This window comes from Azoarcus sp. DN11, from assembly GCF_003628555.1.
Lineage (GTDB): Bacteria > Pseudomonadota > Gammaproteobacteria > Burkholderiales > Rhodocyclaceae > Aromatoleum.
Genome location: NZ_CP021731.1, coordinates 1,342,576 through 1,368,800, shown reverse-complemented (window position 1 = coordinate 1,368,800; position 26,225 = coordinate 1,342,576). Strand labels below are relative to the sequence as shown.

29 protein-coding genes are annotated in these 26,225 nt (G+C 67.7%); 19 read left to right on the top strand and 10 right to left on the bottom strand.

Going from position 1 to position 26,225, the window contains the following annotated elements:
- Nucleotides 1-2: 2 nt before the first annotated feature.
- Nucleotides 3-1,148 (bottom strand): efflux RND transporter periplasmic adaptor subunit, encoded by a 1,146-nt coding sequence (locus CDA09_RS06240; RefSeq protein WP_121427834.1) that lies wholly within the window; start codon nucleotides 1,146-1,148, stop codon nucleotides 3-5.
- 151 nt (nucleotides 1,149-1,299) lie between these two features.
- Nucleotides 1,300-2,346 (bottom strand): phosphoribosylformylglycinamidine cyclo-ligase, encoded by a 1,047-nt coding sequence (purM, locus tag CDA09_RS06235; protein ID WP_121427833.1) that lies wholly within the window; start codon nucleotides 2,344-2,346, stop codon nucleotides 1,300-1,302.
- A gap of 140 nt (nucleotides 2,347-2,486) precedes the next feature.
- Between purM and CDA09_RS06230 the strand changes: the two genes are divergently transcribed.
- The 10 genes from CDA09_RS06230 to CDA09_RS06185 all read left to right on the top strand — a co-directional run bounded on the left by CDA09_RS06230 (nucleotide 2,487) and on the right by CDA09_RS06185 (nucleotide 10,283).
- On the top strand, nucleotides 2,487-3,575 hold the full coding sequence (locus tag CDA09_RS06230; RefSeq protein ID WP_121427832.1) for an AI-2E family transporter: 1,089 nt from the start codon (nucleotides 2,487-2,489) through the stop codon (nucleotides 3,573-3,575).
- Nucleotides 3,572-4,249, top strand: a complete 678-nt coding sequence (hda, locus tag CDA09_RS06225; protein ID WP_121427831.1) for a DnaA regulatory inactivator Hda — start codon at nucleotides 3,572-3,574, stop codon at nucleotides 4,247-4,249. Before CDA09_RS06230 ends, hda begins: the two co-directional genes overlap by 4 nt.
- A gap of 29 nt (nucleotides 4,250-4,278) precedes the next feature.
- Nucleotides 4,279-4,941, top strand: coding sequence for a histidinol-phosphatase (locus CDA09_RS06220; protein WP_121427830.1), 663 nt, complete (start codon nucleotides 4,279-4,281; stop codon nucleotides 4,939-4,941).
- 99 nt (nucleotides 4,942-5,040) lie between these two features.
- Nucleotides 5,041-6,393: a polynucleotide adenylyltransferase PcnB gene (gene pcnB / locus CDA09_RS06215; RefSeq protein ID WP_121427829.1), complete on the top strand. Its 1,353-nt coding sequence runs from the start codon at nucleotides 5,041-5,043 to the stop codon at nucleotides 6,391-6,393.
- Complete coding sequence (folK, locus tag CDA09_RS06210; RefSeq protein WP_121427828.1) at nucleotides 6,390-6,911, top strand: 2-amino-4-hydroxy-6-hydroxymethyldihydropteridine diphosphokinase; 522 nt, start codon at nucleotides 6,390-6,392, stop codon at nucleotides 6,909-6,911. The genes pcnB and folK overlap by 4 nt, the downstream gene beginning before the upstream one ends.
- 17 nt (nucleotides 6,912-6,928) lie before the next feature.
- Nucleotides 6,929-7,291, top strand: coding sequence for a DMT family protein (locus tag CDA09_RS06205; RefSeq protein ID WP_121427827.1), 363 nt, complete (start codon nucleotides 6,929-6,931; stop codon nucleotides 7,289-7,291).
- A 15-nt stretch (nucleotides 7,292-7,306) separates the two neighbouring features.
- A complete protein-coding gene (locus CDA09_RS06200; protein WP_121427826.1) occupies nucleotides 7,307-7,948 on the top strand; it encodes a deoxynucleoside kinase in 642 nt (213 codons plus the stop codon).
- Between the two features lie 81 nt (nucleotides 7,949-8,029).
- The gene (gene panB / locus CDA09_RS06195) at nucleotides 8,030-8,845 is read left to right on the top strand and encodes a 3-methyl-2-oxobutanoate hydroxymethyltransferase (RefSeq protein ID WP_121427825.1); all 816 of its coding nucleotides are present in this window, start codon (nucleotides 8,030-8,032) and stop codon (nucleotides 8,843-8,845) included.
- 23 nt (nucleotides 8,846-8,868) lie between these two features.
- Nucleotides 8,869-9,696 carry a pantoate--beta-alanine ligase gene (gene panC / locus CDA09_RS06190; RefSeq protein ID WP_121427824.1) on the top strand — a complete coding sequence of 276 codons (828 nt, stop codon included), beginning with the start codon at nucleotides 8,869-8,871 and terminating at the stop codon, nucleotides 9,694-9,696.
- 134 nt (nucleotides 9,697-9,830) lie between these two features.
- Nucleotides 9,831-10,283 carry a CBS domain-containing protein gene (locus CDA09_RS06185; protein ID WP_121427823.1) on the top strand — a complete coding sequence of 151 codons (453 nt, stop codon included), beginning with the start codon at nucleotides 9,831-9,833 and terminating at the stop codon, nucleotides 10,281-10,283.
- 55 nt (nucleotides 10,284-10,338) lie between these two features.
- On the opposite strand, the gene pepN is transcribed toward CDA09_RS06185, so the two are convergent.
- The 5 genes from pepN to CDA09_RS06160 all read right to left on the bottom strand — a co-directional run bounded on the left by pepN (nucleotide 10,339) and on the right by CDA09_RS06160 (nucleotide 14,955).
- The gene (gene pepN, locus CDA09_RS06180; RefSeq protein ID WP_121427822.1) at nucleotides 10,339-13,026 is read right to left on the bottom strand and encodes an aminopeptidase N; all 2,688 of its coding nucleotides are present in this window, start codon (nucleotides 13,024-13,026) and stop codon (nucleotides 10,339-10,341) included.
- Between the two features lie 78 nt (nucleotides 13,027-13,104).
- Nucleotides 13,105-13,596: an RDD family protein gene (locus CDA09_RS06175; RefSeq protein ID WP_121427821.1), complete on the bottom strand. Its 492-nt coding sequence runs from the start codon at nucleotides 13,594-13,596 to the stop codon at nucleotides 13,105-13,107.
- Entirely contained in the window at nucleotides 13,593-14,045 is a 453-nt protein-coding gene (locus tag CDA09_RS06170) for a DUF3106 domain-containing protein (RefSeq protein ID WP_121427820.1), read from the bottom strand. Before CDA09_RS06170 ends, CDA09_RS06175 begins: the two co-directional genes overlap by 4 nt.
- Complete coding sequence (locus tag CDA09_RS06165; RefSeq protein WP_121427819.1) at nucleotides 14,024-14,389, bottom strand: DUF3619 family protein; 366 nt, start codon at nucleotides 14,387-14,389, stop codon at nucleotides 14,024-14,026. The genes CDA09_RS06170 and CDA09_RS06165 overlap by 22 nt, the downstream gene beginning before the upstream one ends.
- Nucleotides 14,386-14,955 carry an RNA polymerase sigma factor gene (locus tag CDA09_RS06160; protein ID WP_121427818.1) on the bottom strand — a complete coding sequence of 190 codons (570 nt, stop codon included), beginning with the start codon at nucleotides 14,953-14,955 and terminating at the stop codon, nucleotides 14,386-14,388. Before CDA09_RS06160 ends, CDA09_RS06165 begins: the two co-directional genes overlap by 4 nt.
- A 121-nt stretch (nucleotides 14,956-15,076) precedes the next feature.
- Here CDA09_RS06160 and CDA09_RS06155 point away from each other — a divergent pair, with 121 nt between their 5' ends.
- From CDA09_RS06155 to pssA, 5 genes are all read left to right on the top strand, one after another.
- Nucleotides 15,077-16,786: an acetolactate synthase 3 catalytic subunit gene (locus CDA09_RS06155; protein ID WP_121427817.1), complete on the top strand. Its 1,710-nt coding sequence runs from the start codon at nucleotides 15,077-15,079 to the stop codon at nucleotides 16,784-16,786.
- Nucleotides 16,787-16,806: 20 nt separating this feature from the next.
- Nucleotides 16,807-17,298 (top strand): acetolactate synthase small subunit, encoded by a 492-nt coding sequence (ilvN, locus tag CDA09_RS06150; RefSeq protein ID WP_121427816.1) that lies wholly within the window; start codon nucleotides 16,807-16,809, stop codon nucleotides 17,296-17,298.
- A 122-nt stretch (nucleotides 17,299-17,420) separates the two neighbouring features.
- The gene (gene ilvC, locus CDA09_RS06145; protein ID WP_286164388.1) at nucleotides 17,421-18,437 is read left to right on the top strand and encodes a ketol-acid reductoisomerase; all 1,017 of its coding nucleotides are present in this window, start codon (nucleotides 17,421-17,423) and stop codon (nucleotides 18,435-18,437) included.
- Nucleotides 18,438-18,506: 69 nt separating this feature from the next.
- Nucleotides 18,507-19,157: a phosphatidylserine decarboxylase gene (locus tag CDA09_RS06140; RefSeq protein ID WP_121427814.1), complete on the top strand. Its 651-nt coding sequence runs from the start codon at nucleotides 18,507-18,509 to the stop codon at nucleotides 19,155-19,157.
- Nucleotides 19,158-19,260: 103 nt separating this feature from the next.
- Nucleotides 19,261-20,052, top strand: a complete 792-nt coding sequence (gene pssA / locus CDA09_RS06135) for a CDP-diacylglycerol--serine O-phosphatidyltransferase (protein ID WP_121427813.1) — start codon at nucleotides 19,261-19,263, stop codon at nucleotides 20,050-20,052.
- Nucleotides 20,053-20,069: 17 nt separating this feature from the next.
- Here pssA and CDA09_RS06130 read toward each other — a convergent pair whose 3' ends face one another.
- The 3 genes from CDA09_RS06130 to CDA09_RS06120 are packed head-to-tail and all read right to left on the bottom strand — an operon-like array spanning nucleotide 20,070 to nucleotide 22,416.
- Nucleotides 20,070-21,437 carry an ATP-binding protein gene (locus CDA09_RS06130; RefSeq protein ID WP_121427812.1) on the bottom strand — a complete coding sequence of 456 codons (1,368 nt, stop codon included), beginning with the start codon at nucleotides 21,435-21,437 and terminating at the stop codon, nucleotides 20,070-20,072.
- Nucleotides 21,425-22,087 (bottom strand): response regulator transcription factor, encoded by a 663-nt coding sequence (locus CDA09_RS06125; protein ID WP_121427811.1) that lies wholly within the window; start codon nucleotides 22,085-22,087, stop codon nucleotides 21,425-21,427. The genes CDA09_RS06130 and CDA09_RS06125 overlap by 13 nt, the downstream gene beginning before the upstream one ends.
- Nucleotides 22,087-22,416, bottom strand: a complete 330-nt coding sequence (locus CDA09_RS06120) for a PepSY domain-containing protein (protein WP_121427810.1) — start codon at nucleotides 22,414-22,416, stop codon at nucleotides 22,087-22,089. The genes CDA09_RS06125 and CDA09_RS06120 overlap by 1 nt, the downstream gene beginning before the upstream one ends.
- Before the next feature lie 198 nt (nucleotides 22,417-22,614).
- On the opposite strand from CDA09_RS06120, the gene CDA09_RS06115 reads away from it, so the two are divergent.
- The 4 genes from CDA09_RS06115 (at nucleotide 22,615) to CDA09_RS06100 (ending at nucleotide 26,180) form a co-directional block, all read left to right on the top strand.
- Entirely contained in the window at nucleotides 22,615-23,028 is a 414-nt protein-coding gene (locus CDA09_RS06115) for a DUF1924 domain-containing protein (protein ID WP_121427809.1), read from the top strand.
- Between the two features lie 21 nt (nucleotides 23,029-23,049).
- Complete coding sequence (locus CDA09_RS06110) at nucleotides 23,050-23,562, top strand: diheme cytochrome c (protein ID WP_121427808.1); 513 nt, start codon at nucleotides 23,050-23,052, stop codon at nucleotides 23,560-23,562.
- On the top strand, nucleotides 23,559-24,290 hold the full coding sequence (locus CDA09_RS06105; protein WP_121427807.1) for a cytochrome b/b6 domain-containing protein: 732 nt from the start codon (nucleotides 23,559-23,561) through the stop codon (nucleotides 24,288-24,290). The genes CDA09_RS06110 and CDA09_RS06105 overlap by 4 nt, the downstream gene beginning before the upstream one ends.
- 354 nt (nucleotides 24,291-24,644) lie before the next feature.
- Nucleotides 24,645-26,180, top strand: coding sequence for a 2-isopropylmalate synthase (locus CDA09_RS06100; protein WP_121427806.1), 1,536 nt, complete (start codon nucleotides 24,645-24,647; stop codon nucleotides 26,178-26,180).
- The last annotated feature ends 45 nt before the right edge of the window (nucleotides 26,181-26,225 follow it).

The following is a 26,225-nucleotide window of genomic DNA, read 5'->3' as shown; positions in this document are numbered from 1 at the left end:
CCTCAGCTCGCCGGCTTGGCGGTGCCCGCTTCGGGCGCGACCGGCGCGTCACCGGCGCCCACGACCCGCACCGCCGCCCCGTCGCGCAGCTTCAGCTGCCCGGCGGTCACGACCAGGTCGCCCGCCTGCACGCCCCTGACGATCTCCACCCGCGTGCCGCGCCGCGCGCCCGTCTTCACCTCGACGCGCTGCGCCTTGCCATCCACGACGCGATACACGAACTGCACGTCGCCCGGCGCCGGCACCAGCGCCTCCTCGGGCACCACCGCGACGTTCGCGCGCTCCTGCAGGATCAGCCGCACGCGCGCGAACATCCCCGGGCGCAGGCGCAGCCCGTCGTTCTGCAGCGTCGCGCGCATCACCACCGCCCGCCCCTGCTCGTCGACGAGCGGATCGATCGCGCTGACCACCGCAGCGAAGCGCCTGCCCTCCACCGCATCGGACGCGAGCTCCAGCTTCTGCCCCGGCCGGATCTGCGCGAGGTAGATCTCCGGCAGCCGGAAATCGACCTTGAGCGTCGCGATGTCCTCCAGATTGACGAGCTCCGCGCCTTCCTTGACGTAATCGCCGACGCTCACGTTGCGGATGCCGACGATCCCCGCGAAGGGTGCGCGGACACTCATCTTGCCGAGGCGCGCCTCGGCCAGCGCCATGTTCGCGCGCGCCACTTCCAGCCGCGAAGCCGCCTCGTCGCGCGCGCTCTGGCTCAGGAACTTGCGGTTGAAGAGGTCCTCGGTGCGGCCGAAGTTGGCCTGTGCCAGCGCGAGGTTCGCCCGCGCCTGCTGCACCTCGGCCTGCTGCACGGCGGCATCGAAGTCGACGAGCACGTCACCGTGCCGGACCGGGCTGCCTTCGCGGAAGCGGATCGCCGCGATGCGCCCGGCGACCTCGGGGCGCAGGACCACCGACTCGTTCGAACGCAGCGTTCCCACCGCGGTCACGTCGTCCGCCATCGCCTCGGCCACGACGGCGGCCGTCTCGACGTCCGCGGGCCCCTGCACGGCCGCTGCACTGGCGGCCGCCGGCGATGTCGCACCGGGCACCAACGGGGCCGGCCCGGCACTGCGGTTCGCGTGATACGCATAGCCTGCGAGGGCGGCGGTTCCGGCAAGGCTGACGGCGGCGATCAGGCGACGGCGGGCGGGCATCTTGGACGAGCACTCAAGGAAGGATCCGGAGAAAAAAACGAGCGCACCCCGCAGTGGTGCGCTCCCTGACTACTGCAGACAACCCGTCCGGCAGCGAGTTGCACGGACAGCGGGAGCGCCTTTCCGCACCCCCTCGGCAAGGCGGAAAACCTCAGGCGACCGTCGTCTGCGCCACGCCTTCGGCGCGCGCCTCGATGCAGCCCAGGCGATACACCGTCTCACCGGCGGCCCGCAGATTCGCGATCGCCGCATCGGCCTGCCCGGGCGCCACGATCACGACCATGCCGACGCCGCAGTTGAACACGCGGTACATCTCCTGCGCATCGACGTTGCCTTCCCGCTTCAGCCACTGGAAGAGCGGCGGCAGCGTCCACGACGATGCGTCGATCTTCGCGGTCAGGTTGTCGGCGAGGATGCGCGGCACATTCTCCGTCAGGCCGCCGCCGGTGATGTGCGCCATGCCCTTCACGACACCCGGGATCGCGCGCATCAGGCCCAGCATCGGCTTCACATACAGGCGAGTCGGCTCGAGCACGACGTCGCGGAAGGGCCGGCCGTGGAAATCGGCATCCAGGTCCGGCTTCGCGCGCTCGATGATCTTGCGGATCAGCGAATAGCCGTTCGAATGCGCGCCGCTCGACGCGAGGCCCAGCACCACGTCGCCCGGCTGGATCGTCGAACCGTCGATGATCTCCGACTTCTCGACCGCGCCGACCGCGAAACCTGCGAGGTCGTACTCGCCGTCCGGGTACATCCCCGGCATCTCGGCGGTCTCGCCGCCGATCAGCGCGCAGCCCGACAGCTCGCAGCCGCGCGCGATGCCGCCGACGACCGCCGCGGCGGTCTCCACATCGAGCTTGCCGCAGGCGAAGTAGTCGAGGAAAAACAGCGGTTCGGCGCCCTGCACGAGGATGTCGTTCACGCTCATCGCGACCAGATCCTGGCCCACCGTGTCGTGCTTGTTCAGCTGGAACGCCAGCTTCAGCTTCGTGCCGACGCCGTCGGTGCCGGACACCAGCACCGGCTCGCGGTACTTCTTCGACAGTTCGAACAGCGCGCCGAAGCCGCCGATGCCGCCCAGCACTTCGGGGCGCATGGTGCGTTTCGCCAGCGGCTTGATGCGGTCGACGAGGGCGTCGCCGGCATCGATATCGACGCCGGCATCACGGTAGGAAAGCGAAGTTTTCGGGGCGCTCAAGATCGTTCCTCAGGCTTGCGGGATGCACGTTCCGGCCGACCCGGCGGGCAGCGGAACTTGAGGCCGCAACGCCAAGTGGCTACATTTACGGGTTTCGCGGGTCGCCGAGCGCCCGCGCCAAATCCGCGATTTTACTCGAAATGAACCCTTCCCGCGCCGACCGTCTGCAAACCGCCGCCTGGGCCGGCGTCGCGCTCGCGCTGGGCGGACTTTTCTACGCCCTGTCGCCGATCCTCGCCCCCTTCGCGATCGCCGCGGTGTTCGCCTATATCTGCGATCCGGCGGTCAACGGGATGGCCGCGCGCCGCATCCCGCGCGCCCTCGCGGTACTGGTCGTGATCCTCGGCGCCGGCCTGCTCCTGCTGCTGCTCTCGCTGATCCTCGTGCCGATGGTGTACCGCGAAGCGGTCGCCCTGCTGCGCCGCCTGCCCGACCTCGTCGAACTCCTCAATGCGCGCCTCGCCCCGTTGCTGCTGACCCATTTCGACGTCGAGTTCCAGCTCGACGCGGCCTTCATCCGCAGCTGGATCGCCGAACACTGGAGCAGCGCCCAGGATCTCATCCCCGTCGTGCTGAACCACCTGCGCCAAGGCGGCACGGCGCTCCTCGGCGTCGCCGCGAGCATCTTCCTCGTGCCGGTCGTGATGTTCTACCTGCTGCAGGACTGGCCGCACATCCTCGGCGGCCTGCAGACCGTGATCCCGCGCCCGATGCTGGAACGCACGATGCGCATCATCGGCGACATCGACCGCGTTCTCTCCGAATTCCTGCGCGGCCAGCTCTCGGTGATGCTGCTGCTCGCCGTCTACTACAGCGTCGGCCTGTGGATCGCCGGCCTCAAGTTCGCGCTGCCGGTCGGCGTCATCACCGGCCTGCTGGTGTTCATCCCCTACGTCGGCTTCGGCGGCGGCCTGCTGCTCGCGATCCTCACCGCCCTGCTGCAGGCCGAAGGCTGGTCGCCGCTCATCGGCGTCGCCATCGTGTTCGGCCTCGGCCAGCTCATCGAAAGCTTCCTCCTCACCCCTTACCTCGTCGGCGAACGCATCGGCCTGCATCCGCTCGCGGTCATCTTCGCGCTGATGGCCTTCGGCCAGCTCTTCGGCTTCGTCGGCATCCTCGTCGCCCTGCCGGCCAGCGCCGCCATCCTCGTCGGGCTGCGCGAAGTGCGCACGGCCTGGCTCGCGAGCCGCGTCTATCTCGGCGCCCCGTCCGCGGACGAACCGCAATGAAACAGCTCGTCCTCGACATCCGCCCCGACGCCCCCCCGACCCTCGACAACTTCGTCGTCGGCGGCAACGAAGAGCTCGCCGCCGCGCTGCGCACCATCGCCAATCCGTCGGCGCCCCCGCTCGGCCACCTCTACCTCTGGGGGCCCGCCGGCAGCGGCCGCAGCCATCTCCTGCGCGGCGCGCTCGCCGCCGCGACGGGACGGCCCACGGCCTGCATCGCCGCGCACGAAGTCGGCGACGAATTGCCGCAGACACCGGGCCTGCTCCTCGCCATCGACGATGTCGACCGCCTAGAAGACGACGCCCAGATCGCGCTCTTCAACGCCTTCAACCGCTCGCGCGGCCTCGGCCAGACGCTGCTCCTCGCGGGCAGCGAAGCGCCGCGCCGGCTCGCCCTGCGCGAAGACCTGCGCACCCGCATCGGCCAGTGCCTGATCTACGAGGTGCGCCCGCTCGACGACGCATCGCGCGCGGCCATCCTCGCGACGCTCGCCGCGCGCCGCGGCCTGCGGCTGGCAGACGACGTGATCGACTTCCTCATGCGCCACGGCCGCCGCGACCTGCCCAGCCTGCTCGCGGTGCTCGACGCCCTCGACACCGCCTCGCTCGAACGCAAGCGTGCCGTCACGCTGCCGCTGCTGCGCGAAATGATGCAGGCCGGCCTCGACATCTGAGCCGGCCGCCCCAACCCCAAGGAAACACCGTGGATCTCGTCCTCTTCGACCTCGACAACACCCTCCTCGCCGGCGACTCCGACTTCGAGTGGGCCCAGTTCCTCATCGCCAAGGGCGTCCTCGACCGCGAGGTGCAGGAAGCGAAGAACGTCCGGTTCTACGAGCAGTACAAGGACGGCACGCTCGACATCTTCGAGTTTCTCGACTTCCAGCTCGCCCCGCTCGCGCGCCATCCGCGCGAACAGCTCGACGCCTGGCACCGCGAGTTCATGGCGACCGCGGTCGCGCCGATGATCACCGACCAGGCGCGCGCGCTGGTGCGCCGGCACCTCGACAGTGGCGCCCTGGTCGCCGTCGTCACCGCCACCAACAGCTTCGTCACCGGCCCCATCGTGCGCGAATTCGGCATCCCGCACCTCGTCGCGACGATCCCGGCACAGGAGAACGGCGCCTTCACCGGCAAGCCGCGCGGTATGCCCGCGTTCAAGGCCGGCAAGATCGAACGCGTCGACGCCTGGCTCGAATCGCTCGGCCTGTACACGGGCAGCTTCGCGCGCTCGTGGTTCTACAGCGACTCGCACAACGACCTGCCGCTGATGGCGCGCGTCACCGACCCGGTCGCCGTCGACCCCGACGACAAACTGCGCACCCACGCGCAGGCGGCCGACTGGCCGATCATCTCGCTGCGCTGACCGCCGTCACGAACGGCCCCACCCCGAGATGCGATCCCTACCGCAGTGTCGCATCGGTTATGATTCACCGCTTATGTTGACTGCCAGTCTCTCCTTCCAATGATCCGCAAGCTGCTGCGTAAAGTCTTCCGCCGCGCTGCGTCGCCCATCAACACCGAACCGGCGCTGGTCCCCGTCACCCAGCACGGCATCCGCCGCGAACAGATCTCGCCCGCCGCCCGCAAGGTGTGCTCGGTGCTGCAGGAATCCGGCCACAAGGCCTTCGTCGTCGGCGGCGCCGTGCGCGACCTGCTGGTCGGCCATCCGCCCAAGGACTACGACGTCGCCACGAGCGCGACGCCCGAGGAGGTGCGTGCGCTGTTCCGCCGCTCGCGCATCATCGGCCGCCGCTTCAAGATCGTGCACGTCATGAGCGGCCCGGAAACGATCGAGGTCTCGACCTTCCGCGCCAGCCAGACCGCCGAGGACGCCGAAACCGACGAACACGGCCGCGTGCTGCGCGACAACGTGTACGGCTCGCAGGCCGAGGACGCCACGCGCCGCGACTTCACCGTCAACGCGCTGTACTACGACCCGACCACCGAGCAGATTCTCGACTACCACCACGGCGTCGCCGACCTCAAGCACAAGACCCTGCGCATCATCGGCGACCCGCGCGCGCGCTACCGCGAAGACCCGGTGCGCATGCTGCGCGGCGTGCGCCTCGGCGCGAAGCTCGGCCTCACGCTCGATCCGGCCGCGCGCAACCCCATCCGCGAGATGGCGGAACTCCTCGAGAACGTCCCCGCGGCGCGCCTCTTCGACGAGATGCTCAAGCTGCTGTTCTCGGGCTACGCCCTGCGCTGCCTCAAGCAGCTGCGCGAGGAAGGCCTGCATCACGGCCTGCTGCCGCTCCTCGACGTGATCCTCGAGCAGCCGCTGGGAGCACGCTTCGTCACGCTGTCGCTGGAAAACACCGACGAGCGCGTGCGCGCCGACAAGCCCGTCTCCCCCGGCTTCCTGTTCGCGACCCTGCTGTGGCACGAAGTGCTCGCCAACTGGGAAGCGCGCAAGAAGAACGGCGAGCACAACCAGCCCGCGCTCTTCGTCGCGATGGACGAAGTGCTCGACCTGCAGGCCGGCAAGCTCGCGATCACCAAGCGCATCGTCGGCGACATCAAGGAAATCTGGGCGCTGCAGCCGCGCTTCGAAAAGTGCAGCGGCAAGGCGCCCTACCGCCTCATCGAGCAGCCGCGCTACCGCGCCGCGTGGGACTTCCTGCGCCTGCGCGCGCAGTCCGGCGAGATCGATGCCGCGCTGCCCGACTGGTGGGACCGCTTCGCCCACGCCGGCCACGACGCCCGTGATGCCCTGCTCGCCGAAGCCCCCGCCGCCGAGGCCCCCGAGCGCAAGCGCCGCCGTCGCCGCCGCAAGCCGGCTGCGGCCGAAGCCGCCACCAGCGACGCATCATGACCACCCACCGCCCGCCGCCGGGCCCGGGCGCGGTGCGCGCATTCATTGCACTCGGCGCCAACCTCGGTGACGCCGCCGCCGCGCTCGAAAGCGCGTTCGCGGCGCTCGATGCGCTCGCCGACACGCGCCTCGTCGCCCGTTCCAGCCTCTACCGGACCGCCCCGATCGGCGTCACCGGGCATCCCGACTACCTCAACGCCGTCGCCGCCGTCGACACGACGCTCGATGCAAAACAGCTCCTCGACACCCTGCTCGCGCTCGAAACGCAGCACGGCCGCACGCGCGAAACCGAACTTGCCCCACGCACACTCGATCTCGACCTCCTCCTGTACGGCGACGCGTCGATCAGCCAGCCCGGCCTAGAGATCCCCCACCCGCGCATGCACCTGCGCGCCTTCGTGCTCGTGCCGCTCGCGGAGATCGCCCCCGGCACCGTAATCCCCGGCCGCGGCATCGTCGCCGAGCTGCTCGACGGCATCCGCGACCAGCGCATCGAGCGCCTGCCCGGAACCGCCTGACCCGCCGAACACTGCGCATGACCGCCTGGATGCAGCCCCTGCCCGCGTGGATGCAGACCGCAATGCTGCTCACCGCGTCCAACGTCTTCATGACCTTCGCGTGGTATGGCCACCTGAAGAACATGCAGTCGCAGGCATGGTTCGTCGCCGCCGTCGCGAGCTGGGGCATCGCCCTGTTCGAATACCTGCTGCAGGTGCCGGCGAACCGCATCGGCGCGACCGAACTGAACCTTGCCCAGCTCAAGATCATGCAGGAGGTCATCACCCTGCTGGTCTTCGTCCCTTTCGCCGTGCTGTACATGAAGCAGCCCGTCAAGCTTGACTATCTTTGGGCCGCCTTGTGTATGCTTGGCGCGGTATATTTCATCTTTCGAAACTAGAAACGAATGTCCTGCATGCTCGACAAGGCAAGCTACATCGTGGTCGAGGGGCCCATCGGCGCGGGCAAGACCTCGCTCGCACGGCGGCTGGCCGAACGCCTCGACGCCCGCCCCCTCTTCGAGCAGCCCGAACTGAACCCCTTCCTCGGGCGCTTCTACCAGGACGCCGAGCGCTGGGCGATGTCGACCCAGCTGCACTTCCTGTTCCAGCGCTTCGACCAGCTCGGGATCGTCGCCGAAGCCGTGGAAAAGCAGCAGCGCGTCGTGTCCGACTTCGTACTGGACAAGGATCCGCTGTTCGCCGCGCTGAACCTCGCGCCGGACGAGCTCGCGCTGTACCAGCGCGTGTTCGACGCGATGAAACCGGCCTCGCCGCCCAAGCCCGACCTCATCATCTACCTGCAGGCCAAGCCCGAAACCCTCATCGACAGGGTCCGGCGCCGGGGTCTCGACACCGAGCGGCGCATCACCGAGCAGTACCTCGAACGCGTCGCCGAACGCTACGCACGCTTCTTCTACCAGTACGACGCCGCGCCGCTGTTCATCGTCGATGCCGAAATCCTCAATCCGGTCGACCATGACGACGACTTCGAGCTGCTCCTGGAGCGCCTGCGCAACATGCGCAGCTATCGCGAATTCTTCGGCTACGCGGCCTGACCTCGGGTCGGGCGACATGCGAAACGGCTTGTGCCGCCACGGAATTTAGTCAAAACTCGCGCCTCTTCCGAGGAACCCCCGATGAGCTACCTTCAGGACGAAAAACCGGTCACCCTGTCCGAGCTGGGCAAGATGCGCGCCGAAGGGCGCAAGATCGCCATGCTTACCTGCTATGACGCGAGCTTCGCCGCGCTGCTCGAGCGCGCCGGCGTGGATGTCGCGCTGGTCGGCGATTCGCTGGGCAACGTCGTGCAGGGCCAGAAGTCGACCCTGCCGGTGACGCTCGACCAGATGGTGTACCACACCGAATGCGTCGCCCGCGCGAACACCCGCCTCTTCGTCGTCGCGGACATGCCCTTCGGCAGCTATCAGGAAAGCCCCGAGCAGGCCCTGCGCAACGCCGCGCGCCTCATGGCGGCCGGGGCCCACATGGTCAAGCTCGAAGGCGGCACCTTCATGGCCGGGACCGTGCGCTTCCTCGTCGAGCGCGGCGTCCCCGTGTGCGCCCACATCGGCCTCACGCCGCAATCGGTGAACCAGCTCGGCGGCTACCGGGTGCAGGGCCGTACCGAAGCCGGTGCCGCGCAGCTCAAGGCGGACGCGCTCGCGCTGGAGCAGGCCGGCGCCGCCCTCATGGTCATGGAGATGGTCCCCGCCGCCGTGGCCGGCGAAGTCACCGCCAGCCTCACGTCGATGGCGACGATAGGCATCGGCGCCGGCCCGGCCTGCGACGGCCAGGTCCTGGTGCTGCACGACATGATCGGCGTCTACCCCGGCAAGAAGGCGCGCTTCGTCAGGAATTTCATGCCCGGCGCGGCCAGCATCGAGGACGCGGTCGCCAGCTACGTCCGCGCGGTCAAGGATGGCAGCTTCCCCGCTGCCGAACATTGCTACTGAAACGCAGTCCCCCGAGAACGCCCATGCAGATCCATACGACAATCGAGAGCCTGCGCGCCGCGCGCAAGACCGCCGGCCGGGTGGCCTTCGTCCCGACGATGGGCAACCTGCACGACGGCCACATCACGCTGATGCGCCAGGCCGGCGAGAAGGCCGATGCCGTCATCGCCAGCATCTTCGTCAATCGCCTGCAGTTCGGCCCGCGCGAGGACTTCAACAGCTATCCGCGCACGCTCGCCGCGGACTGCGAAAAGCTCGAGGCCGCCGGCGTCGCCCACCTCTTCGCTCCCGACGAGGGCGTGATGTACCCGGAACCGCAGCACTACCACGTCGATCCGGCGCCGGCGCAGATCAGCATCCTCGAAGGCGAGTTCCGCCCCGGCCATTTCCGCGGCGTCGCCACGGTCGTGCTGAAGCTGCTCAACATCGTCCAGCCCGACCTCGCGCTGTTCGGCAAGAAGGACTACCAACAGCTGATGGTCCTGCGCAACATGGTGCACCAGCTCGGCATCCCCGTCGAAGTGATGCCGGGCGAGACCGTGCGCGCCGACGACGGCCTCGCGCTGTCCTCGCGCAACGGCTACCTCTCGCCGGAAGAGCGTGCCGAGGCGCCGCGCCTTTATCGCCAGCTCCTGCGCATCTGCGAAGCGGTGCGCCGCGGCGACCACGATTTCCTCAAGCTCGAGACGGAAGCCGTCGCCGAGCTCGCCGCGCACGGCTGGAAACCCGATTACATCGCCGTGCGCCGCCGCGCCGACCTGCAGCCCCCGGTCCAGGCCGACAATCCGCTCGTCGTGCTCGCCGCAGCCAAGCTCGGGCGTACCCGCCTCATCGACAACATCGAAATCTGACGCACGCGGGGCCCCGGCGGCCCCGCCGCGGCACTGCGCACTTGCATCCGCGCCCGGTTCGTTTCAAGCTATGCCAGCATGCTCCCGATCGACGGGAGAGCCGCGTGAATGCCTAACTCGAACGGAGGGACACGATGCTTGCGACGACTGTGACAGTGCGACAGATTCTTGAACAGAAGGGCTCGACGACGCACTCGGTGACACCCGGCGTCAGCGTCCTCGACGCCCTGACGACGATGGCCAGGCACGACATCGGCTCCGTGCTGGTGATCGAGAACGACCGCCTCGTCGGCATCTTCACGGAACGCGACTACGCGCGGAAAATCGTGCTCAAAGGCCTCAATTCGCGCGAAGCCACCGTGGGCGACGTGATGACGCCGAACGTGTGCACGATCACGCCCTCACTGGCGATCGACTCGGTGATGAACATCATGACGGAAAACCGCTTCCGTCACCTCCCGGTCGTCGAACACGGCCAGATCGTCGGCATCGTCACGATCGGCGACGTCGTCAAGACCATCATCGACCAGCAGGAAAAGACGATCAACCACCTGTCGAACTACATCTCCGGCGAGCTGACCACCTGAACACCCGACGGGCCGCGGACACCGCGACCCGTCTGTCCCGCCGGCGCCGCGACGCTCAGTCCGCCAGCGCCTTGCCGACGATTTCCGCGACGTCGGGCGACAGCCCCGGCGTTGCGGCGACCCGCTCGATCTGCGCGCGGATGCTCTGCCGCAGCGCCGGCGTGAAGCGCCGCCAGTTCTCCAGCGCGCGGGCCATGCGCGCCGCCACCTGCGGATTGCGCGCATCCAGCGCGATCACCTGATCGGCCCAGAACGCATGCCCGCTGCCGTCGGCCGCGTGGAACTCGGCCGGGTTGGCGCGGAAGAAGCTCCCCAGCAGCGCATATACCTTGTTCGGGTTGGAGAGGCTGAACGCGGGATCCCCCAGCAGCGCGCGCACGCGTTCGAGCACCGGCGCCGCCGCGGCGTCCCAGCGCCAGGCCGACGCCTGCAGCGCGAACCATTTGTCGAGCACCAGCGCGTCGTCGCGGTAACGCTCGTGGAAGCGCGACAGCGCCGCCTCGCGCGCCGGGCTCGCGCTCTGCACCAGTGCGGCCAGCGCACCGAAACCCTCGGTCATGTTGTCGAAGCGCGCGAACTGCGCCTCCGCCCGCGCCATTCCCTCGGACACGCCGGCCGCCGCGAGGTATTTCAGGGCGAGATTGGCGAGCGCGCGCCTGCCCGCGTCCGCCGGGTGGTAGCGATACGCCCCCGGAACCGCCATCTCGGCGCAGATCGCGAGCCACTCCGCCGCAAGCACCTCGCCCAGCTCGCGCATCATGAACATCTGCGCCGCACGCAAGGATGCCGGATCGGCGGGCGCCATCCTTTCCAGCAGATAGGTCTCGGACGGTAGCGCCGCGGCCTGCGCGCGGAAGGCCGGATCCAGCGCCGCATCGCCGAGGAGCGCACGGAAAGCCTGCACGAAAGCCGCCGGCAGGACGAGCGCGCGCCCGGCAGCGGCATCCGCGGCGAGCGCGAGGATCACCCGCTCCGCATAGCGCTGTGCCGCGTCCCAGCGGTTGAACGCGTCGGAATCGTGTGCCATGCGGAACGCAAGCCGCTCGTCGCTCTCGTCCAATTCGAGGATCACCGGCGCCGAGAAGCCGCGCAGCACCGAAGGCACCGGTTCGGCGGCCAGCCCGACGAAGCGGAAGACCTGCTCCGCCTCGGAAAGCACCAGCACGCGCGTCGTCGCGCCGGCGTGGTTTTCCCCTTCCAGGCTCAGCGCCAGATCCTGCCCGTCCGGCCCGATCAGGCCCACGGCCACCGGAATCACCAGCGGCTGCTTGTCCGGCTGCCCCGCCGTCGGCGGCGTGTGCTGCGACAGCGTCAGGGTGTAGCTGCCGGTCTGCGCATCCCATGCGCCGGTCGCCTTCACGCGCGGCGTACCCGCCTGGCTGTACCACAGCATGAACTGGTCGAGATCGTAGCCGTTGGCTTCGGCCATGCAATCGACGAAATCGTCGCAGGTCACCGCCTGGCCGTCGTGATAGCTGAAGTAGAGGTCCATGCCGTTGCGGAAACCCTCCGCCCCCAGCAGGGTATGCAGCATGCGGATGACTTCCGCGCCCTTCTCGTACACCGTCGCGGTGTAGAAGTTGTTGATCTCCTGGTAGCGCTCCGGCCGGATCGGATGCGCCATCGGCCCCGCGTCCTCGGGGAACTGCGCCGCACGCAGCACGCGCACATCGTCGATACGCTTGACCGCGCGCGCCGACGCGGCGCCGGCGTCGCCCGCGGCCAGAGCGAGCATGTCCGCGGAGAACTGCTGGTCGCGGAACACCGTCAGGCCTTCCTTGAGCGTGAGCTGGAACCAGTCGCGGCAGGTCACGCGGTTGCCGGTCCAGTTGTGGAAGTACTCGTGCGCGACGACGCTCTCGATGTTCTCGTAATCGACGTCGGTCGCGGTGTCCGGCTTCGCCAGCACGTACTTGGCGTTGAAGATGTTGAGGCCCTTGTTCTCCATCGCGCCCATGTTGAAGTCGCTCACCGCGACGATCATGAAGCGCTCGAGGTCGAGTTCCAGCCCGAACACCTCCTCGTCCCAGCGCATCGCATGCACCAGCGAATCCATCGCATGCGGCGTGCGGTCGAGATTGCCCTCCTCGACCCACACCTGCAGCAGCACCTCGCGCCCCGAGGCCGTTTCGACGCGGCGCTCCAACGCGACGAGCTTCGCCGCGACCAGCGCGAAGAGATAGGACGGCTTGGGGAAGGGATCGACCCATTTCGCGAAATGGCGCCCGCCTTCCAGCATGCCCTCCTCGACCAGGTTCCCGTTCGACAGCAGCACCGGGTACGCCGCGGCATCGGCCTCCAGCGTCACGGTGAAGCGCGTCATCGCATCGGGCCGGTCGGGAAAATACGTGATGCGGCGAAACCCCTCGGCCTCGCACTGCGTGAAGAAGCCGCCACGCGACACGTAGAGGCCCGAGAGCGCCGTGTTGGCCTGCGGATTGATGCGCGTGACGATCGCGATCTCGGCCCGTGCGGCGTCGAGCGCAACGTCGATCCAGCCCTCGCCCTGCGTGACCTGGCCCGGCGCCGCCGGGACACCGTCGACGCTCAGGCTCACGAGTTCGAGCTCGTCACCCAGCAGGCGCAGTGGCGCCGCATCCGACGACCGGCGCACGCAACGCAGGCGGCTCGTCACGAGGGTGGCCTCGGGATCGAGTGCGAAGTGCAGCTCGACTTCGTCGATGGCCCACGCCAGCGGCGTGTAGTCGGATCGTTGAATGGTCGGGGCGTGTTCTGTTTTCATTGATTCTCCGGCAGTCCGGCCGCAAAGGGGACAAACTGCGAGTATACGCCACGCCCCCCGCAGGGCCGGGTGCCCGCGTCAGGGCAGCAACACGATGCGCGTGCCTGCGAGGCGGTCGTGCAGGAACTGGCGGTCGCGATCGACCAGCGCCCACGCCAACCCAAACCCGAAGCACAGCAGCGAGGGCCACGCGAGCGTGTAGCGCAGCCAGTCCGTCGCGAGGCTCGGCGCACGCCCGTCGGCGGTCACGACGCGCAGCTTCCAGGTCTGCATCGCCAGCGTCTGGCCGCGACGGCGCCAGTACCACATGAAATACGCACCGAGCACGACATAAATATGCAGCCACGCCACCCACCCGGCCGGGGCGAAACCGAAGAAGACGCCCAGCAGCAGGTACGGAACCATGAAGGTGAGCGCCAGCACGCCGAGGAGCAGCAGGGCCTCGTACAGCAGGCTCGCCAGGCGCCGGCGCAAGCCGGCGAGTTCGACGACCTGGGTGCCGGCAGTGGCTCCAGGTTCAACGTTGCGGGACGATTGGGGGGTGTTGCGCTTGACTGTGTGCTTCTTCATTCCTGCATGCCGCGCACGGGCGGTCGCTGTAACGGACGCGTGATGCGCGGACCGGATTTGATCTGACGTTCTTCGGGAGGAATGCTGAGATAACGCTGCCACTGCTCCTGCAGGGATTCGCGGCGGTAGGGTGGAATGCTCCGCAGCGCCCGATACTGGTCACGCGCGCGCTCGCGCTGGTCCGGCCTGAGATCCGCCCAGTCCCGCATGCGCGCACGAATGCGCGCCTGCTCCTCCGGCGTGAGGCGCGAATAGCGATCGGCAACCCCCACCCACCGCTGGCGCTGCACTTCGTTCATCGTATTCCAGTCATCCGACAGGGGCGCAAGCACCGCGCGCTGTGCGGACGTCAGGCCCGACCACGAGGGGGCGCCGATCGGTGCGACCGCTGCGACCGGGCCGCTCAGCACGGCCGCAAGCGTCAGGATCACGAGTCTTGCTGCAGCCATGCCTTGAAATCCGCGTCGAGGTACGCGTCGATCGGGAGGTCGTCGATCAGCAGCGCGGTATCGACCTCCTCCATCTCGCTCACGCGCAGCCACGTCATCCAGTAGTCGCCTGCCAGCACGGCAACCAGAACGACCGCCGCGACCGCGGCCGGACGCAGCATCGGTGGAAACACGCGCCGCAACGCGCTGCCGATCGCACCGACGAAGGTCCGCCGCTCGGGGTGATGCCCGGCGAGCGCGCGCTCCCGCGCACGCCGCAGGCGCTCCGCGACGTCATCGTCAACGCTGCGCGCGCCCGATGTCAGCCGGGCCGCGACCTTCCGGGCAAAAGCCTCCTCGCTCATAACTCGATTCCCTTCGCTTTCAAGGCAGCCGCCAGCGTTTGCGTGGCGCGCGAACAGTGTGTCTTCACGCTCCCCTCCGAGCAGCCCATCGCCGCGGCCGTCTCGGCAATATCCATCTCTTCCCAATAACGCATGAGAAAGGCTTCCCGTTGACGGGGGGGCAAGCGCTCTATCTCGCGCTCGATCGCAGCCAGCGTGCGTGCGCGCTCGTATTGCGCGTGCGGGGTATCGGCCCGCGCGTCGTCGGGCTCCCCCGCGAGGGTGTCGAGCGGATCGTTGTCGCCGTCCTGCTCGTCGTCGCCGACGAAGGACGACAGCAGCGTCGTCCAGGTATTGCGCACCTTCTGCCGCCGCAGCGCGTCGTAGATGACGTTCTGCAGGATGCGCTGGAACAGCATCGGAAACTCGCTCGCGGGGCGCTCGCCGTAGCTGACGGAGAGCTTGAGCATCGCGTCCTGCACCGCATCCAGCGCCGCGTCGTCGTTGCGCAGCGCGTAAGCCGCCTGCTTGAACGCACGCTTTTCGACGCCCTGGAGAAACGCGGAGAGTTCTGCCCGGTTAGCCAGTTCTGGATCCTTATGAAAACCGGTTATTCAGGCCATTTGTGCGACGCCGCAGCAGCCTTGACCAAACTGCGCCCGACCGGTAACGTTCAACGTTTCGGAACGTAAGAATAGCGAGTTTGCGATGGTGCTGACTGGAGCGGAAATTGTAATCAGGTGTCTGCAGGAAGAAAAGGTCGATTACGTCTTCGGCTACCCGGGCGGCGCGGTACTCTACATCTATGACGCGCTGTTCAACCAGGACAAGGTCCGCCACGTCCTCGTGCGCCACGAACAGGCCGCGGTGCATGCCGCCGACGGCTACGCCCGCAGCACGGAGAAGGTCGGCGTCGCTCTCGTGACCTCCGGCCCCGGCGCCACCAACGCCGTCACCGGCATCGCGACCGCCTATACCGACTCGATCCCGGTGGTCATCATCAGCGGCCAGGTTCCGACCGCCGCGATCGGCCAGGACGCCTTCCAGGAAGTCGACACCGTCGGCATCACCCGCCCCTGCGTGAAGCACAACTTCCTCGTGAAGGACGTGCGCGACATCGCGAACACCATCAAGAAGGCCTTCTACCTCGCGAAGACCGGCCGCCCCGGCCCGGTGCTGGTCGACATCCCCAAGGATGTGAGCGCACACAAGTGCGAGTTCGAGTATCCGAAAGAGATCTCGATGCGCTCCTACAACCCGGTCATCAAGGGGCACCAGGGCCAGATCCGCAAGGCGGTGCAGCTGCTGCTCGAAGCCAAGCGCCCGATGATCTACACCGGCGGCGGCGTCGTGCTGGCCAACGCGGCCGAGCAGCTCACCAAGCTCACGCGCCTGCTGGGCTTCCCGATCACCAACACGCTGATGGGCCTGGGCGGCTATCCCGCCAGCGACCGCCAGTACCTCGGCATGCCCGGCATGCACGGCACCTACGAAGCCAACATGGCGATGCACTACAGCGACGTGCTGCTCGCCGTCGGCGCCCGCTTCGACGACCGCGTGATCGGCAATCCGGACCACTTCGCCGAAGAGCCGCGCAAGATCATCCACGTCGACATCGACCCGTCGTCGATCTCGAAGCGCGTGCGCGTCGACGTGCCCATCGTCGGCGACCTCAAGGAAGTGCTCGAGGAGATGATCCGCCAGCTCGAGGCCGGTGCTGCGCGCCCGAACCCCGACGCGCTCGGCGCGTGGTGGAAGCAGGTCGACGAATGGCGCAGCCGCGAGTGCATGAAGTACAAGAACTCGGACGAGATCATCAAGCCGCAGTTCGTGATCCAGAAGCTGTGGGAAGTCACCGGCGGCGACGCGATCGTGACCTCCGACGTCGGCCAGCACCAGATGTGGGCCTCGCAGTACTACCGCTTCGACAAGCCGCGCCGCTGGCTCAACTCCGGCGGCCTCGGCACGATGGGCGTCGGCCTGCCCTACGCAATGGGCGCCCAGCTCGCCAACCCCGGCGCGCAGGTCGCCTGCGTGACCGGCGAAGCCTCGATCCAGATGAACATCCAGGAATTGTCGACCTGCAAGCAGTTCCGCCTGCCGATCAAGATCTGCAACCTCAACAACCGCTATCTCGGCATGGTGCGCCAGTGGCAGCAGCTCTTCCACGGCGAGCGCTACTCCGAGTCCTACATGGACTCCTTGCCCGACTTCGCGAAGCTCGCCGAAGCCTACGGCCACGTCGGCCTGCGCATCGAACGGCCCGCGGATGTCGAGGGCGCGCTGCGCGAAGCCTTCGCACGCAAGAACGACCTGGTGTTCCTCGACTTCCAGATCGATCAGACCGAAAACGTGTACCCCATGGTTCAGGGCGGCAAGGGGCTCACCGAGATGATCCTGTCCGCCGAAGACCTGTAAGCATCGACCAGAGACACACCATGAGACACGTCATCTCCCTGCTGATCGAGAACGAATCGGGCGCCCTGTCGCGCGTTTCGGGCCTGTTTTCCGCCCGCGGCTACAACATCGAATCGCTGACCGTGGCGCCGACCGAGGATGCCTCGATGTCGCGCATGACCATCGTCACCACCGGATCGGACGACATCATCGAACAGATCACCAAGCAGCTGAACAAGCTGGTCGAAGTGGTCAAGGTCGTCGATATCTCTGAGGCCGCGCACATCGAGCGCGAGCTGATGCTCACCAAGGTCCGCGCAACCGGCAAGGACCGCGAGGAGATGAAGCGCATGGCGGAGATCTTCCGCGCGCGCATCATCGACGTCACCGACACGTCCTACGTCATCGAGCTGACCGGCAACCAGTCGAAGCTCGACGCGTTCATCAGCGCCATCGATCCGACACTGATCCTGGAATCGGTACGCTCCGGCGTCTGCGGCGTCGGCCGCGGCGACCGCATCCTGAAGGTCTGAGGCCCGACCCCGCAGGATGCTCCCCCCGGGGGAGCAGCGCCCAACCGTTTGCGACCGGCGCCGCCGCCGTTATCATGGCGGCCGCCGGACAACATCCCCACCGAAAGCAAATAAGGAAAAGCATGAAAGTCTATTACGACAAGGACGCCGATCTTTCCCTCATCAAGGGCAAGAAGATCTCCATCATCGGCTACGGCTCCCAGGGTCACGCCCACGCGCAGAACCTGAAGGATTCGGGGTGCAAGGTCACCGTCGGCCTGCGCAAGGACGGCGCGTCGTGGAAGAAGGCCGAAGCGGCCGGCCTGAAGGTCGAGGAAGTCGCCAAGGCCGTCAAGGGCGCCGATGTCGTGATGATCCTGCTGCCGGACGAGAACATCCCGTCGGTGTATTACAACGACGTCGAGCCGAACATCAAGAAGGGCGCGACGCTCGCCTTCGCGCACGGCTTCAATGTGCATTACAACCAGGTCGTGCCGCGTGAGGACCTCGACGTGATCATGGTCGCGCCGAAGGGCCCCGGCCACACCGTGCGCTCCGAGTATCTGAAGGGCGGCGGCGTGCCGTCGCTGATCGCCGTGCATCAGGACCGTTCGGGCAAGGCCAAGGACATCGCGCTGTCGTATGCCGCCGCCAACGGCGGCACCAAGGGTGGCGTGATCGAGACCAACTTCCGCGAAGAGACCGAGACCGACCTCTTCGGCGAGCAGGCCGTGCTGTGCGGCGGTGCCGTCGAACTCGTGAAGATGGGCTTCGAGACCCTGACCGAAGCCGGCTACGCGCCGGAGATGGCCTACTTCGAGTGCCTGCACGAGCTGAAGCTGATCGTCGACCTGATGTACGAGGGCGGCATCGCGAACATGAACTACTCGATCTCGAACAACGCCGAATACGGCGAGTACGTGACCGGGCCGGAAGTCATCAACGCCGCGTCGCGCGAAGCGATGCGCACCGCCCTCAAGCGCATCCAGAGCGGCGAGTATGCGAAGATGTTCATCCAGGAAGGCAAGACCAACTATCCTTCGATGACCGCGCGTCGCCGCCTGAACGCCGTCCACCCGATCGAGCAGGTCGGCGGCCAGCTGCGCGAGATGATGCCGTGGATCAGGAAGAACAAACTGGTCGACCAGTCGAAGAACTGAGACGCATCGGCACGCCGGGCCGGGCTCCGCCATGCGCGCGGGCCCGGCCTTTTTCATATCGGGTACGCAATGGCCAACAACAACTATCCTCACCCCATCCTGGCACGCGAAGGCTGGCCCTTCATCGCCATGACGCTGGTCGTCGCGCTGGTGATCAACACCTCCGCAGGCTTCGGCTGGGCCCTGCCCTTCTGGATCGTGCTCGCATTCGTCGTGCAGTTCTTCCGCGACCCGGCACGCCCGATCCCGCAGGGCGCCAAGGACGTGCTGTCGCCCGCCGACGGGCGCATCGTCGCGATCGAGCCGGTCCGCGACCCCTATCTCGACCGCGACTGCGTCAAGATCAGCGTGTTCATGAACGTGTTCAACGTCCATTCGAACCGCATCCCGGTCGATGGCGAAGTTGTCAGCCGCTGGTACAACGCCGGGCGCTTCGTGAATGCCGCCCTCGACAAGGCCTCCGTGGAGAACGAGCGCAACGCGCTGCACCTGCGCACGCAGGACGGCCTGGACGTGACCTGCGTGCAGGTCGCCGGCCTGGTCGCCCGCCGCATCCTGTGCTACGTGGATCCGGGTGCAAAGGTTGCGCGCGGTCAGCGCTACGGCTTCATCCGCTTCGGTTCGCGCGTCGATCTGTACCTGCCGCCGGGCACGCGCGCACGCGTGACGATCGGCGACAAGGTCTCGGCCTCCAGCACCATCCTCGCGGAGCTGCCCTGATCTCTGGCACCGGAAGGGGTGGTCATCGCGGCCACCTCTTGCTGCGTTAGAATCGGCAACCGGCCATCACGCGCACCGGCCCTGCGCAGGAACGTCATATTCCATGCCACTGATCTCCAACGAAAAACGCCGCCGCGGCATCTACATCCTTCCCAACCTATTTACCACCGCCGCACTGTTCGCGGGTTTTTACGCGATTGTGCAGGCCATGAACCAGCGCTTCGAATTCGCTGCCGTGGCGATCTTTGTCGCGATGGTGCTCGACGGCCTCGACGGCCGGGTTGCACGCCTGACGCGCACGCAGAGCGCCTTCGGCGCCGAGTATGACTCGCTGTCCGACATGGTGTCCTTCGGCGCCGCGCCGGCCCTGGTCGTGTATGAATGGGCGCTCAAGGACACCGGCAAGTTCGGCTGGATCGCCGCCTTCATCTACTGCGCTGGCGCCGCACTCCGCCTCGCCCGTTTCAACACCAACATCGACGTCGTCGACAAGCGCTATTTCCAGGGACTGCCCAGTCCCGCCGCGGCGGCGCTCGTCGCGGGCCTGGTGTGGGTCGTCACCGATGTGGGCCTCGTCGGCCAGGACGTGCGCTGGCTCGCCGGCATCCTGACGATCTTTGCCGGCGTGTCGATGGTCAGCAACGTGCTGTTCTGGAGCGGCAAGGACATCAACCTGCGGAAGAGCGTCCCCTTCATCGTCGTGATCGCGCTGGTGATGGCTTTCGCATTGGTGTCGAGCTACCCGCCGGGCGTGCTCTTCGGGTTATTCCTGCTCTACGCCGCATCGGGCTACGTGATCTACGCGATGCGCAAACTGCGGAAGCGGCGCCTGGCGTCCGCCCCGGCGGCGGTCACGCCGCCTGCCGACACGCCCGACAACAGCGGCGAGAACTGAACGCCCGGCGCGGGGTTTCAGGCGGCAGGCAGGATCAGCGAGGCGCGCAGCCCGCCGGCCGGCGCCTGCCCGAGTTCGATGCGACCGCCATAGAGCTGGGCGAGGTCGCGCACGATGCCGAGACCGAGGCCGGCGCCCGGTACCTCCTCGTCGGCACGCGCGCCGCGGGCGAACATCGCATCGCGCGCATCCGCGGGAAGGCCCGGACCGTCGTCGTCGATCACGATCTCGACTGCGCCGTCACGCACCACGGCCGACACACCGACCGCATGCCGGGCCCACTTGCAGGCGTTGTCGATGAGGTTGCCGAGCATCTCCTGCAGATCCTGCTCCTCGCCGCGGAACGCCGCCTCGTCGGGCACCGCTACGATCGTGATCCGCAGCTTGCGTTCCACATGCACACGCTGCATCACGCGCACGAGCCCCTCGACGACCGGCCGCAGCGCCGTGCGCAGCCCCGGCACCTGCGTCGCCGCGGCCGCACGCGCACGCGCGAGGTGGTAGTCGACCTGCCGTTGAGCGGTTGCCACCTGATCGGTCACGAGGCGCGCGAGCGCGCCCTCCTCACGCATGGCCGCGTTGCCGAGCACGGCGAGCGGCGTCTTGATCGCATGCGCGAGGTTGCCGGCCTGCGTCCGCGCGCGCGCCACCACTTCCGCGTCGTGCGAGAGCACGGCATTGAGTTCGTCGACCAGCGGCTGCACCTCGTTCGGGAAAACCCCTTCGAGGCGGCGACTGCGCCCGTCACGAATTTCCGCGAGCTGCGCACTCAGGCGCTTCAGCGGGGCGAGACCGATCGACACCTGCAGCATCACCGCGGTGACCAGGCCCGCCGCCAGCACGCCCAACGCGATCACGAGCAGGCCGACGAATTCGCGCACCGGATGCGTCATGCCGCGCTCGTCGGCCGCGACGATCAGGCGCAACGGCACGGCGGCACCGTCTTCCAGCCGGACGATGCGCTCCATCATCACCAGCCGTTCGCGATCGGGCCCGGCGACGACATGCACATGCACTTCGCCGTCCCGGGGGCCGTCGGGGGGCACTTCGAGCGTGGTGTCCCACAGCGAGCGCGAGCGCAGCACGCCGCGCTCCGCATCGGCCCCCTCGCGATCGATCTGCCAGTAGAGTCCGGACAGCGGCTTGCGCAGGCGCGGATCACTGAGTTCCGCGCGCAGCCGCGGGACGGCGTCGGCGCCGAATTCGACGTTGGCGGTGAGCTGGTCGAGGTGGATGCGCAGTTCCGCCTCGAATCGCTCCGTGACATGTTCGCGAAACAGGTCGACCAGCACGAAGCCCGTCGCAGTCAGCGCGGCCAGGATCCACACCAGGCTGCCGGCGAGCAGCCGCGCACGCAGCGAGCCCCGCGCGCTCATTCCGGACATGCGAGGCGGTACCCGAGGCCGCGCACCGTTTCGATCAGCCCCACAGGCAGCTTCTTGCGCAGGCGTCCGATGAAGACTTCGATCGTGTTCGAATCGCGCTCGAAGTCCTGGGCGTAGATGTGCTCGGTGAGTTCGGCGCGCGAGACGACCTGCCCCTTGCGGTGCATCAGGTAGCTCAGCACGCGCAGTTCGTGGCTCGTCAGCGTCACCGCCTGCCCGTCGACCGTGACGCGACCGCCGCGGGTGTCGAGCCGCACCGTGCCGCACGCGAGCTCGGCGCTCGCGAGCCCGGCGCTGCGGCGGATCAGCGCCCGCACGCGCGCAAGCAGCTCTTCCATGTGGAAGGGTTTGGTGAGGTAGTCGTCGGCCCCCGCATCGATTCCGGCGACTTTTTCGTGCCAGTTGTCGCGCGCGGTGAGGATCAGCACCGGCATCGCCCGTCCGGCAGCGCGCCACTTCTTCAGCACGGTGAGCCCATCCATCAGCGGCAGACCGAGATCCAGCACCACCGCATCGAGCGATTCGACCTCGCCGACGAAATACGCGTCGCGGCCATTGGCGACGTTATCGACGGCATAGCCGGCTTCACGCAGCGCCTGCGACAGCTGCGCCGCCAGTGTCGGCTCGTCCTCCACGACCAGGATGTGCATCAGGGCCTCCCGTTCCGGTTCTCGCTCGACTTCACGCCGATCACGGTGCCGTCGCGCGCATCCACATCCAGCCGCACGAGCGCCCCTCCGCCGCGCAACAGGCGGATCTCGTAGATCCAGCGACCGCGCTCGCGCTCCAGTTCGACTTCCACGACCTTGCCCGGATAGTCGCGCCCGACCTTGTCGAGAATCGTGCGCAGCGGCAACACCTCGCCGCGTTCGAGCGCCGCGCGGGCGCGATCGTGGTCGTCGTCGCCCGCTGCGGCGGGGCAGATCGAAAGACTCGCGAGAGCGATCACCACGGCTCCCGACGCGAACAGCCTGCGCATCGACACCTCTCCTGAATGCACGCGCACCTTGCGCGGATCTCGGAACCCGTTTTAGGGCCGCCGGGCTGAACGGCGGCTGAATGCCGCCTTCACCTCTCGTTCAGGCTCGGCCGCGCAAAGTACGTCCCGAAGCCGGCGCAAACGCCCCGGCGGATCGATTCCATAGACATTGTTCCACCTTCAGCGACAGGAGCAAACATGAGAAACCACCCCCTGCAGAGGCTGCTCACCGCCGCCGCACTGATCGCGAGCGGATTCGCCAGTGCCGAGACGCCCGCCGACTTCCTCACCCGTTACGAAACCGAAGCGCGCCAGTCCTCGCCGGGCTTCAGCGCCTCGGCCGAGCGCGGCGAGAAATTCTTCACGAGCCCCCACGGCGGCGAATGGAGCTGCTCGACCTGCCATACCAAGAATCCCGCGGCGCGCGGCAAGCACGCCAACACCGGCAAGGCGATCGAGCCGATGGCACCCGCAGCCAATCCGGAGCGCCTCGCCAGCACGCGCTCGGTCGAGAAATGGTTCGGGCGCAACTGCAAGGACGTGCTCGGCCGCGCCTGCACGCCCGGCGAGAAAGCCGACGTCGTCGCCTGGCTGATGACTTCCCCCCGCTGACCCGCAAAGGAGCACGAAGAAATGAACTCACGCTTTCCCGCCCGCGCCCTGCGCACCCTCGCGCTCGCCGTGACCACCAGCGCAGCCGCCACCGCCATGGCCGACGACGAAAACAGGCAGATGAACATCGACCACCCGGCCTATCGCAGCGAATGCGGCAGCTGTCACATCGCCTTCCCGCCCGCCCTGCTGGGCGCCAATTCCTGGCGCGCGATGATGGCCGGCCTCGATAAGCACTTCGGCTCGGACGCCAGCCTCGACGCCGAGACGGCTGCCACCATCACGAAATTCCTCGTTGCCAACGCCGGCAGCCGGGACACCACCGGCACCGACGGCCGCCCACAGCTGCGCATCAGCGACACCTCCTGGTTCCGCAAGGAGCACCGCGACGGCCACGACGGCATCGCGCAAGGCATCTTCCGCAGCGAAGCGGTCAAGAGCGCCGCCAACTGCGCTGCCTGCCACCGCGACGCCGGCCAGGGTGACTACAGCGAACGCAATATCCGCATCCCCAGGAACGGAGCGCGATCATGAGCACGAGCCTCGCTTCCGCCGCCGGCCGCACGTCGCAGAGCACCGACGCGGCTGCCACGGTGCGCGTCTGGGACGTTCCGACACGTGTGTTCCACTGGAGCCTCGCGCTATGCTTCGCCGGCGCGTGGCTCACGTCCGACTCCGAACGGCTGCGCGACCTGCACGTGATGCTGGGCTACACCTTCGCCGGCCTCATCGTGTTCCGCGTGCTGTGGGGCCTCGTCGGCACGCGTTATGCCCGTTTCACGAGCTTCCTCTTCTCGCCGCGCAGACTCGCGTCCTATGTGAAATCGCTCATCGCCCGGAAGCCCGAACACCATCTGGGCCACAACCCTGCCGGCGCGATCGCGATCTTCGCGATGCTGGGACTGGGCGTACTGGTCGTCCTGAGCGGCTTCGCGACCTATCAGGACATCGGCGGCAAATGGCTGGAGGAGGTCCACGAAGTGACCGCCAGCACGATGCTCGCCGTCGTCTTCGCGCACATCGTCGGGGTCATCGTCAGCAGCCTGCTGCACCGTGAGAACCTCGTACGCTCGATGATCACGGGCAGCAAGCTCGGCGCCCCGTCCGACGGCATCCGCCATACGCACCGGGTCGTCGGCGCCGCACTCCTCGTCGCGGTCCTCGGTTTCTGGTGGGCCTACCAGAGCGGCGCGGCCGGCGCGTGGCTGCCGCAACCGGCCGCGGCCGCCAGCGAGCGGGCGGACCGGCATCACGACGACTAGCAGGCGGACAGCGCGCCCGCCCTTGCGAGGCCGCCCTGGCAAGCCTGCCGGACGGCCCTTTATTTTGCCCGGGGTCCGCGATAGCCCGCAGCAATCACCCGGATATCCGCGCGGACGCCCCGCCGTCCTTGCATTCGGCCAAATCGGCGGTTTATAGTCGCTGCATGAATTCCGCCAGCGACCACTTCCTCCTGTCGCTACGCCTTCTCCCGGCGGGCCTGCTGCTGCTCGGCCCGCTGCTGCGCCCCGCGCGCTAAATATACCCATCCCCCTCGTGTTGCCCGTCTGCCGCCAGCGTCCCAGCGCCGGCTGCTTGTCATATCCGGTTTTCCAACTTTCCAGCAGGAGCCGACGATGAAAGACCAGTTGATCATTTTCGATACCACCTTGCGCGACGGCGAGCAAAGCCCGGGCGCCTCGATGACGCAGGAAGAGAAGCTGCGCATCGCCCGCCAGCTCGAACGCATGCGCGTCGACGTGATCGAGGCAGGCTTCCCGGCGGCGTCGAACGGCGACTTCGAATCGGTGCGCGCAATTACCGAGACGATCAAGGAATCGACCGTCTGTGCGCTCGCCCGCGCCAACGAGAACGACATCCGGCGCTCGGGCGAGGCCATCCGCCCGGCCGCACGCGGCCGCATCCACACCTTCATCGCGACCAGCCCGATCCACATGGAGAAGAAGCTGCGCATGACGCCCGACCAGGTCGTCGAGCAGGCGGTGAAGGCGATCGGCTGGGCCAGGGAATACACCGACGACATCGAATTCTCGGCCGAGGACGCCGGCCGCTCGGAGATCGATTTCCTCGTGCGCATCTTCACCGCGGTCATCGCGGCGGGCGCGAAGACCATCAACGTGCCCGACACGGTCGGCTACAATGTGCCGACGCAGTATGCGAACACCATCCGCACGCTGATCGAGCGCGTGCCCAATTCGGACCAGGTGATCTGGTCGGTGCATTGCCACAACGACCTCGGCCTCGCGGTCGCCAACTCGCTCGCCGCGGTCATCGCCGGCGCCCGCCAGGTCGAATGCACAATCAACGGCCTCGGTGAGCGTGCCGGCAACGCCGCGCTCGAAGAAGTCGTGATGGCCGTGCGCACCCGCCAGGACGTCTTCCCCTGCGACACGCGCATCGACACGACGCAGATCGTACCCGCCTCCAAGCTCGTCTCGGGCGTCACCGGTTTCCCGGTGCAGCCGAACAAGGCCATCGTCGGCGCCAATGCCTTCTCGCACGAATCCGGCATCCACCAGGACGGCGTGCTCAAGCACCGCGAAACCTACGAGATCATGCGTGCCGAGGACGTCGGCTGGGGCACCAACAAACTCGTGCTCGGCAAGCACTCCGGCCGCAATGCCTTCCGCAGCCGCCTGCAGGAGATCGGCATCGTCGTCGCGTCCGAGGACCAGCTCAACCACGCCTTCGCGCGCTTCAAGGAACTCGCGGACAAGAAGCACGAGATCTTCGACGAGGACCTCCACGCGCTGATGAGCGACGAGGTCGTCACGCCCGAACACGAGCACTTCCGCCTGCTCGCGTCGCGCTTCCACTCGGAGACCGGCGAGACGCCGCAGGCCGAGCTCACGATCGCCGTCGGCGGCAAGGAGACGCGCACCACCGCCCAGGGGTCGGGCCCGGTCGACGCGGCCTTCAAGGCCATCGAGGCAGTCGCCCGGAGCGGCACCGAGCTGCTGCTGTACTCGGTGAACGCGATCACCACCGGCACCGACGCGCAGGGCGAGGTCACGGTGCGCCTGTCGCAGGACGGCAAAGTCGTGAATGGCCAGGGCGCCGACACCGACATCATCGTCGCGTCGGCCAAGGCCTATCTCAACGCGCTCAACAAGCTGCACAGCAAGTTCGAGAAGCTCAACCCGCAGCTGTGATCGGGCGGCGGCCGCGGACTCACGCCCGCGGCCGCCGCCCGAAAC

Coding starts and splice junctions, on each gene's coding strand:
- CDA09_RS06240 (WP_121427834.1), bottom strand. CDS start 1,148: ATGCCCGCCCGCCGTCGCCTGATCGCCGCCGTCAGCCTTGCCGGAACC.
- CDA09_RS06230 (WP_121427832.1), top strand. CDS start 2,487: ATGAACCCTTCCCGCGCCGACCGTCTGCAAACCGCCGCCTGGGCCGGC.
- hda (WP_121427831.1), top strand. CDS start 3,572: ATGAAACAGCTCGTCCTCGACATCCGCCCCGACGCCCCCCCGACCCTC.
- pcnB (WP_121427829.1), top strand. CDS start 5,041: ATGATCCGCAAGCTGCTGCGTAAAGTCTTCCGCCGCGCTGCGTCGCCC.
- folK (WP_121427828.1), top strand. CDS start 6,390: ATGACCACCCACCGCCCGCCGCCGGGCCCGGGCGCGGTGCGCGCATTC.
- CDA09_RS06205 (WP_121427827.1), top strand. CDS start 6,929: ATGACCGCCTGGATGCAGCCCCTGCCCGCGTGGATGCAGACCGCAATG.
- CDA09_RS06200 (WP_121427826.1), top strand. CDS start 7,307: ATGCTCGACAAGGCAAGCTACATCGTGGTCGAGGGGCCCATCGGCGCG.
- panB (WP_121427825.1), top strand. CDS start 8,030: ATGAGCTACCTTCAGGACGAAAAACCGGTCACCCTGTCCGAGCTGGGC.
- panC (WP_121427824.1), top strand. CDS start 8,869: ATGCAGATCCATACGACAATCGAGAGCCTGCGCGCCGCGCGCAAGACC.
- CDA09_RS06185 (WP_121427823.1), top strand. CDS start 9,831: ATGCTTGCGACGACTGTGACAGTGCGACAGATTCTTGAACAGAAGGGC.
- pepN (WP_121427822.1), bottom strand. CDS start 13,026: ATGAAAACAGAACACGCCCCGACCATTCAACGATCCGACTACACGCCG.
- CDA09_RS06175 (WP_121427821.1), bottom strand. CDS start 13,596: ATGAAGAAGCACACAGTCAAGCGCAACACCCCCCAATCGTCCCGCAAC.
- CDA09_RS06170 (WP_121427820.1), bottom strand. CDS start 14,045: ATGGCTGCAGCAAGACTCGTGATCCTGACGCTTGCGGCCGTGCTGAGC.
- CDA09_RS06165 (WP_121427819.1), bottom strand. CDS start 14,389: ATGAGCGAGGAGGCTTTTGCCCGGAAGGTCGCGGCCCGGCTGACATCG.
- CDA09_RS06155 (WP_121427817.1), top strand. CDS start 15,077: ATGGTGCTGACTGGAGCGGAAATTGTAATCAGGTGTCTGCAGGAAGAA.
- ilvN (WP_121427816.1), top strand. CDS start 16,807: ATGAGACACGTCATCTCCCTGCTGATCGAGAACGAATCGGGCGCCCTG.
- ilvC (WP_286164388.1), top strand. CDS start 17,421: ATGAAAGTCTATTACGACAAGGACGCCGATCTTTCCCTCATCAAGGGC.
- CDA09_RS06140 (WP_121427814.1), top strand. CDS start 18,507: ATGGCCAACAACAACTATCCTCACCCCATCCTGGCACGCGAAGGCTGG.
- pssA (WP_121427813.1), top strand. CDS start 19,261: ATGCCACTGATCTCCAACGAAAAACGCCGCCGCGGCATCTACATCCTT.
- CDA09_RS06130 (WP_121427812.1), bottom strand. CDS start 21,437: ATGTCCGGAATGAGCGCGCGGGGCTCGCTGCGTGCGCGGCTGCTCGCC.
- CDA09_RS06125 (WP_121427811.1), bottom strand. CDS start 22,087: ATGCACATCCTGGTCGTGGAGGACGAGCCGACACTGGCGGCGCAGCTG.
- CDA09_RS06120 (WP_121427810.1), bottom strand. CDS start 22,416: ATGCGCAGGCTGTTCGCGTCGGGAGCCGTGGTGATCGCTCTCGCGAGT.
- CDA09_RS06115 (WP_121427809.1), top strand. CDS start 22,615: ATGAGAAACCACCCCCTGCAGAGGCTGCTCACCGCCGCCGCACTGATC.
- CDA09_RS06110 (WP_121427808.1), top strand. CDS start 23,050: ATGAACTCACGCTTTCCCGCCCGCGCCCTGCGCACCCTCGCGCTCGCC.
- CDA09_RS06105 (WP_121427807.1), top strand. CDS start 23,559: ATGAGCACGAGCCTCGCTTCCGCCGCCGGCCGCACGTCGCAGAGCACC.
- CDA09_RS06100 (WP_121427806.1), top strand. CDS start 24,645: ATGAAAGACCAGTTGATCATTTTCGATACCACCTTGCGCGACGGCGAG.